Source organism: Candidatus Darwinibacter acetoxidans (assembly GCF_041936445.1).
In the GTDB taxonomy this organism is placed as follows: Bacteria; Bacillota; Limnochordia; order Darwinibacteriales; family Darwinibacteriaceae; genus DTU010.
Window position 1 is genome coordinate 34,971 of record NZ_JBHGXH010000300.1, and the last position, 9,966, is coordinate 44,936.

Annotated in this window: 8 protein-coding genes; 4 read left to right on the forward strand and 4 right to left on the reverse strand. The window is 59.3% G+C overall.

The genetic code is table 11. The features are described from left to right. Positions 1 to 37: 37 nt before the first annotated feature. A complete protein-coding gene (locus ACE4YL_RS12495) occupies positions 38 to 2,386 on the reverse strand; it encodes a bifunctional diguanylate cyclase/phosphodiesterase (protein WP_461365253.1) in 2,349 nt (782 codons plus the stop codon). 74 nt (positions 2,387 to 2,460) lie between these two features. Then, a complete protein-coding gene (cls, locus tag ACE4YL_RS12500) occupies positions 2,461 to 4,020 on the reverse strand; it encodes a cardiolipin synthase (protein ID WP_461365426.1) in 1,560 nt (519 codons plus the stop codon). A gap of 200 nt (positions 4,021 to 4,220) precedes the next feature. Here cls and ACE4YL_RS12505 point away from each other — a divergent pair, with 200 nt between their 5' ends. After that, positions 4,221 to 4,769, forward strand: coding sequence for a TlpA family protein disulfide reductase (locus ACE4YL_RS12505; protein ID WP_461358307.1), 549 nt, complete (start codon positions 4,221 to 4,223; stop codon positions 4,767 to 4,769). Beyond that, the gene (locus ACE4YL_RS12510; protein ID WP_461358308.1) at positions 4,769 to 5,476 is read left to right on the forward strand and encodes a cytochrome c biogenesis CcdA family protein; all 708 of its coding nucleotides are present in this window, start codon (positions 4,769 to 4,771) and stop codon (positions 5,474 to 5,476) included. Before ACE4YL_RS12505 ends, ACE4YL_RS12510 begins: the two co-directional genes overlap by 1 nt. A gap of 39 nt (positions 5,477 to 5,515) precedes the next feature. Here ACE4YL_RS12510 and ACE4YL_RS12515 read toward each other — a convergent pair whose 3' ends face one another. Then, positions 5,516 to 6,901 (reverse strand): tyrosine phenol-lyase, encoded by a 1,386-nt coding sequence (locus ACE4YL_RS12515; protein WP_461360309.1) that lies wholly within the window; start codon positions 6,899 to 6,901, stop codon positions 5,516 to 5,518. A 91-nt stretch (positions 6,902 to 6,992) separates the two neighbouring features. After that, positions 6,993 to 7,880 carry a DegV family protein gene (locus ACE4YL_RS12520; protein ID WP_461358372.1) on the reverse strand — a complete coding sequence of 296 codons (888 nt, stop codon included), beginning with the start codon at positions 7,878 to 7,880 and terminating at the stop codon, positions 6,993 to 6,995. 145 nt (positions 7,881 to 8,025) lie between these two features. Between ACE4YL_RS12520 and ACE4YL_RS12525 the strand changes: the two genes are divergently transcribed. Continuing rightward, positions 8,026 to 8,214: a hypothetical protein gene (locus ACE4YL_RS12525; RefSeq protein ID WP_461358373.1), complete on the forward strand. Its 189-nt coding sequence runs from the start codon at positions 8,026 to 8,028 to the stop codon at positions 8,212 to 8,214. A 1-nt stretch (position 8,215) separates the two neighbouring features. Continuing rightward, positions 8,216 to 9,817: an alpha/beta hydrolase family protein gene (locus ACE4YL_RS12530; RefSeq protein ID WP_461358374.1), complete on the forward strand. Its 1,602-nt coding sequence runs from the start codon at positions 8,216 to 8,218 to the stop codon at positions 9,815 to 9,817. Positions 9,818 to 9,966 lie beyond the last annotated feature (149 nt).

The following is a 9,966-nucleotide window of genomic DNA, read 5'->3' on the forward strand; positions in this document are numbered from 1 at the left end:
CATCTCCATTTCAACGTGAACTCTTGCGCCTTGCAGCCTAGCTGGTCAGAAGCGATCCCAGGCGCCCCACCAAACCCCGCTGCACTTCCAGGTAGTCCTGCCAGGGCACAGGGCGGCTGAACAGGTACCCTTGGGCCTTGAGGCAGCCCATGTGCCGCAAAAGCTGCAGCTGGTTGGGGCGTTCCACCCCTTCCGCCACAACTTCCATGCTGAGATTGCGGCCCATACCGATAATGGAGCGGACCAGACCGGCCATGCGGGAACTGGTGTCCACATGGTCGATGAACCCCTTATCGATCTTCAGGGCCTGCATGGGGAAGCGGGCCAGGTACTGCAGGGAGGAATAGGCGGTGCCGAAATCGTCGATGGCGATGTGGATGCCCATGGCTTTCAAGGCCTGGAAGTTCTCCAGGACATCTGGTGTGGGCCGCAGCATCGCCTCTTCGGTGATCTCAATGTGCAGCATGCCCTTGGGCAGGTCATAGCGGCTGAGGATGGACCGCAGCTGGGCGGCGAAATGGGGTGAACGGAAGTGATGGGCGGAAATATTCACCGACACCCAGCCCGGGTCACAGCCCGCCTTCAGCCACTCTTCGTGCTGGGCGCACACCTGCTCCAGCATGAACTCTCCGATCTGCTCCACCAGGCCCCCCTGCTCAGCCGCGGGGAGGAACTGCCCCGGCAGGAGCAGGCCCCTGGTGGGGTGGTTCCAGCGGATCAACGCTTCCTTACCGGCGATGGTCTGGGTGGCCAGATCCACCACCGGCTGGTAGTAGACGGTGAACTGGCCCTGCTCCAGGCCGGTGCGGATCTCGGTTTGAAAGCGCATGCGCTCCACCAGGGCATGGTGGACGCTGGGGTTATAAAGCTTCAGGGCCTCGGCATCGCCGTGCTCAGCTTCGTAGAGCGCGGCCTGGGCCTGCTGGTAGAAAAGGTCAGCCCCCACATCCTGCTCCACGCTGATGCTGATCCCGCCGCAGAGCCGCACGGAGAGATCGCCTTCCTCATAGGTCAAAGGGTGGGCCAGGAGCTGATCCAGCCGGTCGATGATCTGCAGCACCCCGTTGGATCCGGCCGGAATGATCAAACCGAACTCGCCCTCGGAAAGGCGGCCGATGACCAGATTCCCCGCGGTGACCTCCCGCAGGGTGTGGGCCAGGTGGATGAGGAGGCGGTCGAAGATGGCCCTGTCCAGAAACGTTTTGATCTCCGCCAAATCCCTGATGGACACCAGGGCTAAAATCACGGTTCCGCCGCTTTCCAAGGCGCTTTCCAGGCTGTTCATGAACTGGTGCCGGTTGGGCAGCCCCGTTAAGGGATCGTAGAAGGTCATGGTACCGATGGTTTCCATCATGCGGTTGAAGGACTGGCCCGTCTCACCGATTTCATCCCTGGTGGTCACCGCCGCCCGCACCGTGAGATCGCCTTCGGCCCCCCGGCGGAAGATCTGGTTCAGTTCCACAATGGGCCGGGAGATGGTGGAGGCAAACCAGGAACCCAGCCAGAGAACCAGGACGAGACTGCCCACCGCCACCCCGGACAAATGCCAGATCAGGCGGTGCACAGGGGCGGTGAAATACGAGGTGGGGACCTTCACCGCCACAGTCCAGCCGCTGGAGCCGGGGAGTTTTTGGTAATAGGCGTGGTAGCCCACGCCGTTTTCCGTGCCGGAAAAGGAGCCCGCTTCCCTGGGGAGCTGGTCCCACCCGGGGAAGATGTCCTGGATGCGGCTGTTCATGATCATGTCAGGATCCGGATGGATGATGAAATAGCCGTGTTCATCCACCAGATAAAGGGAGTCCTGCTGCGCCGAGACCATCAGGTCCCGGGAAACCCTGAGGAGTTCCTCCAGGTCCATGGAAAGCCCCAAAACGCCCTGCACCGCCGTGCGATCCTGGTTCCAGATGGGGGTGGCCACGATAATCACCCGCTGGTCGGTGGAGCGGGAGAGCAGCGGCCCCGTGATCACGGTCTGTCCCTCCATGACCTGGCCGAAATACTCCCGATCCGCGATATTACCGGCATCCCGGGTGAGGGTGGTGTTGTAGTTACCCTCCGGATCGGCCACGAAGAAGATCAGGTAATAGGGGAAGGCTTCTTCGATCTGCCGGAGCAGGTACGGTTCGATCTGCTCCCAGTCCATGGTCTCCAGCAAGTCGTTATTGGCCAGCTGCTGGAGATCGGCCATGCGCTCGCGCTGCCAAAGGGCGAGGATGTGGCTCTGGTGGTGGGCCAGCGCCCGGGCATTTTCCACCACCAGCTGGTGCACCAAAGAACGGGTGAGCACGCCGGTAATCAGCATCACTATCCCCATGAGGGTCAACACCACAAGCAGAAACAGGGCCAGAACGCGATCACGAATTCTGCCAAACTTCCATCTAGACATGGCCAATACCCCCAGCGGGCGGGAAATATACCGTGGCTATTCGACATTAATCGAGGAAATCCTTTTCAAGTTGGTTATAAAAGCGGGGCCAAGAGCCGCAAAAGGGCCCACTTAGCCCGCTGCAGGGGCGGGATCTGCCGGTAGTGGTCCAGCTGCACCTCCCGGCAGACCTTGAGCGTTTCCAGGAAGTCATCCCGGATCTGGAGCACGCTCTCGGTATGGTAGAGCCACACCGCGTTTTCAAAGGCCATGTACAAACTGCGGTAATCCAGGTTCACGGTGCCCACCACCGCCACCTGGTCATCGGCCACCATGGCCTTGCCGTGCATGAACCCTGGAGTATACTCGAAGATCCTTACACCGCTTTCCAACAGGGGCTGGTAGTAGGAGCGGGTGACGGCAAAAACCAGGGGCTTGTCCGGAATGCCGGGCGTCATCAGGCGCACATCTACCCCGGTTTTGGCCGCGGCGCAGATCGCGGCCACCATTTCGCTGTCCAGGACCAGGTACGGCGTGTAGATGTAGAGGTACTCTTCCGCCCGGTTGATCAAGTTGAAGTACACCGTTTCGCTCACCGTCTCATCATCCAGGGGGTTGTCGGCAAAGGGCTGGATAAAGCCCTGATCTGGCGGCAGATCAGAAAGCTGCGGCGGGCGGAAGTCCTCCAGGCTTTCCTGCTCCCCCCGGAGGTATTCCCACATGGCCAGGAACATCACGGTCAGGGACCACACTGCTTCACCTTTGAAGAGGAAGGCAAAATCCTTCCAGTGGCCGAACCTTTCGATCACGTTGATGTACTCATCCGCGAGGTTGATGCCGCCGGTTAGGCCGGTGTGCCCGTCGATGATGATGAACTTGCGGTGATCCCGGTAGTTGAGCTTGGCGGTGAGCAGCGGCGTCAAAGGATGAAAGCGCTCTGTTTTGATCCCTTGGGCTTCCAGTCTGGCGGGGTAATCCTTGGGCAGCCGGAACATGCAGCCCAGATCATCGTAGATCAGGCGCACATCCACCCCTTCCTGGGCCTTGCGCCGCAGGATTTCCAGGATGCTGTTCCACATGAGGCCCTCTTCGATGATGAAGAACTCCAAGAAGATGAACCTTTCCGCCTTTTCCAGCTCCGCCAAAATGTCCGGGAAGGCCAGATCCCCCACGGGATAGAACTTGGAGTACTGGTGCCGGTAGAGGGGATAGGCGGCATGGTTTTGGATGTAGCGGGCCTGGCCCGCGGCCCGGGGGTCCCTGCCCTCCAGCTCGGAGAGGATCGGTTGGCTGGTTTCCAGGGATTTTTCCCCGATCAGCCGGGTCCGTTCCATCTTCCGCCGCATCCCGGCGCTGAGCCTGGTCCGGCCCAACATCAGATAAAAGAGGCCGCCGAAAATGGGAAAGAGCAGGATCAAGATGATCCAGGAGATCTTGTAGGCCGATTTGGACCGGCCCGTGGCGATCAGGATCACCACCACGGCGCTGAGTCCGGTGCAGAAGGCGTAGAAGAGGGGAAGGTACCCGCTGAAGCGCACGATCATGAGGATCAAGGCGCCCAGCTGGGCAAAAATGGCTGCTCCTGCAATGGTGGCCCGGTGGGTTGCGATTTTCAGGTATTTTTTCATGGCCAGCTTCACACCTCGGGGCTGCATTGTGCCGACATACCTTGATCTTCCTCAAAGGGCGGGGCTTTGTCAAGGGAAGGGGGGCCTGCATTTGTGGGCACAATCTTTTTCCTTGTTCGCCATACCCTCCTGTGGTATATTTTACTCAGCAAAACCACGCCCTAGGTGGTGAAATACCGCTTGGCCCCCTAGGCGCGTGAATACTGTGCACGGAGGTCTGATTCTAGATGAAAAGGAGAGCTGTGCAGCTGCTGTTTGTGAGTTTCCTCCTTGTCCTGGCCTTGGGCGCTGGGCTATGGGCGGAAGAGGCGCAGGAGGTACCGGAAGTACAAGAAGAAGAGGAATACTGCATTAAGATCCTCGTGCCGGATTTCGCCCTGCAGAGCGCCGAGGGGGAAATTGTCCGCCTCAGCGACTTTAGGGGGAAGGTTGTGGTTTTGAACTTCTGGGCCACCTGGTGCCCCTACTGCGTGATGGAACTGCCTGAACTGCAGGCGCTCCATGAGGAGCTGCAGGAGCGGGGCGATGCGGTGATTCTCCTTCTGGACCAGATCGATGGGGAATGGGAGACGGTGGAAAGCGGCACAGCCTACCTGGCTGAACAGGGCATCACCATCCCCAACCTCATGGACTATGGCCTGGTGGCCTATGGAATCTTCCAGATTCCTGGCCTGCCCACCACGGTGGTCATCGATGCCGAGGGGTATCTCTGCGACTACGCCATCGGGATGGTGACCAAGGACATGGTGCTCAAGATGATCGAGGGGGCCAAATAATGCTGCAGCAGTTGGCGCCCCAAGTAACGCCGTCGCTGTTCGGCTTGATCTTTGTCGAGGGTTTGCTGGCCTTTCTCTCACCGTGCATTCTCCCCATGATCCCCATCTACCTTCTCTACCTTGGGGGCGAGGAAGCCGCGGGGGAAAGGGCCGGAGTGCGCCTTTTCCTGAACACCCTGGGCTTTATCGCCGGCTTCACCGTAGTGTTTGTGGCCCTGGGCGCAACTGCCTCCGCCCTAGGTCGGCTGATTGCGGGTAACCGCCTGCTGCTGCAGCGCCTGGGAGGCCTGGTGATCATCCTGATCGGCCTCAATTACCTGGGGGTGATCAGGATCGGCCTGCTCAACCGCGGCCGGACCCTGCGGGCGGACACCAGCAATCTGCGCTTCTGGTCCAGCCTGCTCTTTGGGGCGGCCTTCTCTCTGGGCTGGACGCCCTGCCTAGGGGCGTTTTTGGGCACCGCGCTCATCCTAGCCTCCAACCTGAACACCTTGTTCCAGGGGATGGCGCTGCTTTTCACCTTTTCCCTGGGACTGGGGGTGCCCTTTCTCCTCACCGCCCTGCTTTGGGGTAAGCTCCAGAACGCCCTTGGGGTGATCAAGCGCAATTTGCCCCGCATTCAGGCCGTCTCGGGTTTGCTCCTCATCGCGGTGGGGCTGCTCATGCTCTTTGACCTCTTCCGGTTTTACGCTAACCTCTTTATATGACAAAACCCCGGCTTAGCCGGGGTTTAAGTCTATACCTTGCTACTGGATGGGCTCGAAGCGGGCGGTGAAGAAGCGCAAAACCGGGGGTTCGTACACAAAGCGCAGGCCCTTTACGTTTTGCCTGTTGTTCCAGGCGGCCTGCACCGCATCCACCACATAGTCGAAGTGGGCGTAGGTGTAGACCCGCCGGGGGATGGTCAGGCGCACCAGCTCCAGCTTGGGGTAGTAGTGGTTGCCCTGGGCATCCCGGCCCGCGGAGATGATGCCCCGTTCCATGGTGCGCACGCCCGATTCTAAGTAGATCTGGGCCGCCAGCATCTGGGCGGGGAACTCATCTTGGGGGATATGGGGATAGAAGCGGCGGGCATCCAAAAAGACCGCGTGGCCGCCGATGGGCTTGACGATGGGAATGCCGGCTTCCAGAAGCTTCTCCCCTAAGTAGCGCACCTGGTCCAGGCGGTGGGCCACGAAGTCGTAATCAGCCGCTTCATAGAGACCCCGAGCCAGGGCTTCCATGTCCCGGCCGGACATGCCGCCGTAGGAGGGCATCCCTTCATAGACCACCACCAGGGCGGTGGCCTTCTGGTAGAGTTCCTGGTCGTTGAGGGCCAAAAAGCCCCCGATATTCACGATGCCGTCTTTCTTGCCGCTCATGGTGCAGCCGTCGGCGTAGCTGAACATCTCCCGCAGGATCTCCCTGATGGTCTTGTTCTCATAGCCGGGCTCCCGGTGCTTGATAAAACAGGCGTTTTCCACGCAGCGGGTGGCATCGAACATGACCTTGATCCCGTACTTCTGCGCCAGCTCGTATACGGCCTTGAGGTTGGCCATGGAAACGGGCTGGCCCCCGGCCATGTTCACGGTGACGGCCAGGGAGATGTAGGGGATGCGCTCCGGTCCCACTTCGTCGATGAGGGCCTGCAATTTGGCCAGATCCACATTGCCCTTGAAGGGGTGCTCGTTTTCCGGATCGTGGGCTTCATCGATGATCACATCCCGGAAGGTGGCGCCCGCCAGCTCCTGGTGGGCCCGGGTGGTGGTGAAGTACATGTTACCTGGCACATAGTCGCCTGGCTTGATCATGATCTTGGAGAGGATGTTCTCCGCGCCCCGCCCTTGGTGGGTGGGGACCACATATTTGAACCCGTAGAGGTCCCGCACTGCTTCTTCCAGATGTTTGAAGTTCTTGCTGCCGGCGTAGGCTTCATCACCCAGCATGAGACCTGCCCACTGATTGTCGCTCATGGCGTTGGTGCCGCTGTCAGTAAGCAGGTCAATGTAGACATCTTCAGAATTGAGCAGGAAGGTATTGTAGCCAGCACGCTTGATTGCTTCTTCCCGCTGCTCCCTGGTGGGGATGCGCATGGGTTCTACCATTTTGATGCGGTAAGGTTCCGGTCGATACTTATACTTGTAGGAATCCACTGGCGACACTCCAATCTTTAGTAGTTGTTTGCTCAAGATCAAGTATAACGCAAGGTTAATGAAAAGTAAAATATTAATCTAGAGGCTGAACTTAGGGCAGGGCCGTGAGATTGGGCACGGGGTAGCTATCGTTGACGAAGAAGGCCGCCACTCCCCCAATGCCGATGTGGCAGCCCAGGACACTGCCGACGCAGTTGATCAGGAACTTGCGGTAGCCTAGGGTTGTCTGGAGCAGGGCCTTGAGCTGATCCGCCATTTTGGGATCATCCGCGTGGGAGATGGCGATGAGCTGCTCCGGATGGCCCAAGGAGCGTTCCTTCACCAGTTCCACAATGCGCTTTACCGCCATTTTCTTGCCCCTGACCTTCTGCAGGGGGATCATCAAGCCGTCCTTGACCTGCAAAATGGGCTTTACATTGAGCAGGCTGCCCAAAACGGCGCTGGCCAGTTTGAGCCGTCCGCCCCGGTGGAGGTAGTGGAGGTCATCCACGGAAAAGATGTGTTCCACGTTGTTTTGGGCGCGCCGCTGCACGTGCTGGATGATCTCCTCAGCCGGTTTGCCGGCCTTGACCATCTCCGCGGCCTCCAGCACGATCAGGCCCTGGCCCAGGCTGCCGCTTAGGGTATCCACGATGGTGATCTGGGCTTCAGGGTAGGTTCTTCTCACTTCCTCCCGGGCCATGCGCGCCGTATTGCACGTACCGGAGAGCTTCGAGGAAAAGCTCAGGTAGAGACAGGGCGTGTTTTCCCGGGCATATTTACTGAAGACAGTGAGGAAGGTGTCCAAAGGCACCTGTCCCGTGGTGGGCACCTGATCGGCCCGGATCGCGGCATAGACCTTGTCGGCGGTAATGTCAACGCCATCTGCGTACTCTTCGCCCGCGAGGTACACCAAAAAGGGCAGGACCTCGATGCCGTATTCTTTCACTATCTGTTCAGGCAGATCACAGGCGCTATCGGTGATGATTTGCAAAGACACAAGCAGCTCTCCTTCTCAGCGTTCTTTACTTCACTCCCTAGTTTTTTCGAGTTTGGCCCACCAATTCCTGCAAATCATGTTCAGTGTTGCACAGGGGATCCTGATCAAGTACAATAGGGATGTAGCATTCGGGGGGTTGGGAAAGATGATGGAGATGACCTGCAATTGCAAAGCACTGGCCAGGGAAGTGCAGGCCAGAATTTACGAACTGAAGTCAGAGCAAGTAGGCTTAAAACCCTTCATCCAATCGGACCAGGCCCTCTGGGAAGCCCTGGAGCGGGCCATCGCAGAGCTCACCTGGGTACTGAATAAGCTCAAAGCAGAGGAGGAGTAGGGTGAGACGTGTTGGAAATTTCTCCGTTGTGGCATTTGTGCTTCTGTTCACTATCCTCGGTACCACAATCCACGCCGCCGCCAAGTCAGGCGCCTTTATTCTGTTCCTAGGGGGCGTAGAATCGGGGCGGGAGGAGTACTCCTTCAGTTCAGAGGAGCTGAAAACAGACGGAGTGATCTCCGTGGGCGGCCAGCGCCTGGAAGTGCGCAGTACGCTCAAGGGCAGTGGAGGTAAATGGTCCCAGTATGAAGTGGTGCTGAGTCCCGGGGCCGCGGTCTCCGTCACTTTCCAGGACGGCAAGCTGGAGGCGGAGGTTGGGCCTCTGCGCCGCAGCTACGACCTGGCGGAGCCCTTTGTGGTTCTGGACAACAACGTTTTTGCCCATTACGAGCAGCTTCTCGCTCTGCCCCTGGCGGCAGGGGAAGAGCTGGCCTTTACATTAGTTGTGCCCAGCTTGGTCTTGGGCAACCAAAGCCCTGTGCTCAGCGGCAGCGCAGTCTATGTGGGCCAGGCGGCCTACCAGCTCCAGGAGGGGCAGCTGCTCTTGGATGAGTACATCATCACCATGCCGGGCAATCTGCAGATCCGCCTGTTGGCGGAAGCAGACCGCCTGATCCGCCTGGAGATACCTCTGCAGGCGGTGGAGGTGGTGCGGGAGGGCTATCTGGGCCTTAAAGAGGCAGCTTCTGAAAAGCCCCAGGCGGCGCATTTGCGCACCGAGGACTTCAGGGTGCCAAACGGCGAGATCACTTTGGCCGGAACCTTGAGCCTGCCCCTGGGAACAGGGCCCTTTCCTGCAGTTCTGCTCAACTCCGGCTCAGGGCCCCAAGATAGGGATGGCAACAGCCCGCCGAGCCTCATGACGGATATGTTCAGGATTCTCGCGGAAAGGCTTGCGGAAGTGGGCATCGCCGTGCTGCGCTACGATGAGCGGGGAGTGGGTGAGAGCACAGGCGATTACGCCGCCGCGGATCTCCACGATCTGCTCTCCGATGTGGAAGCGCTCTTGGATTACTTAGCGGCCCACCCGGAGATCGACCCCCAGCGCTTGGCCATGCTGGGCCACAGCGAAGGCGCCTATTTCGCCCCCCTGTTTGCGGAGCGGCTGAGCGCCGTGGTGCTCCTGGCGGGTGCTTCCATCCCCCTGGATGAGCTCATGGTGGAGCAGCTGGATTACCAGATCGCCCAGCCGTGGTTCACTGATCAGGAGCGAGCCTATCTAGAGGAGCTGAAGTCGCAGGTGGAAGTGCTGATCCAGGAGGCCCGGGAAGGCAAAGGGGAAAGCAGCGGTTTGGCTGCCAATCTGGATTGGATCCGGCAGCACATGGAGCTGCGCCCCCTGGACAACGTAGCCCAGGTCAAGTGCCCTGTCCTGATTGTGCAGGGGGAAGAGGATCTCCAGGTGATGCCTTACCACGCCAAGGCTTTGGCCCAGCGCCTGCGGGAGGCGGGGAATGACCAGGTAACCCTGGAGCTTCTGCCGGAGACCAGCCATATCTTCACCTTTGCCCACACCAGTCCCCAGTTTGATTCCCTCCAGCCCTTTGCCCTAAACCCTCAGCTGGTGGAGATCGTGGTTTCTTGGCTGGCTGAGCACCTCTAACTGTACACAAAAGGGGGCGTTGCAGAACTACTCGATTGAGTAGGAGCAACGCTCCTTTTTGTGTCTCTTGGCCTGAAAATGCGCCCAGAGTTGGACAGATCTTGAGATGGCAGACACATACGAGTGTTTTTGGGCGCGCGAAAAAGACT

What these genes read in the sequence shown, in the direction of transcription:
- ACE4YL_RS12505 (WP_461358307.1), top strand. Translation starts at nt 4,221, where the DNA reads ATGAAAAGGAGAGCTGTGCAGCTGCTGTTTGTGAGTTTCCTCCTTGTC.
- ACE4YL_RS12525 (WP_461358373.1), top strand. Translation starts at nt 8,026, where the DNA reads ATGATGGAGATGACCTGCAATTGCAAAGCACTGGCCAGGGAAGTGCAG.
- cls (WP_461365426.1), bottom strand. Translation starts at nt 4,020, where the DNA reads ATGCAGCCCCGAGGTGTGAAGCTGGCCATGAAAAAATACCTGAAAATC.
- ACE4YL_RS12510 (WP_461358308.1), top strand. Translation starts at nt 4,769, where the DNA reads ATGCTGCAGCAGTTGGCGCCCCAAGTAACGCCGTCGCTGTTCGGCTTG.
- ACE4YL_RS12495 (WP_461365253.1), bottom strand. Translation starts at nt 2,386, where the DNA reads ATGTCTAGATGGAAGTTTGGCAGAATTCGTGATCGCGTTCTGGCCCTG.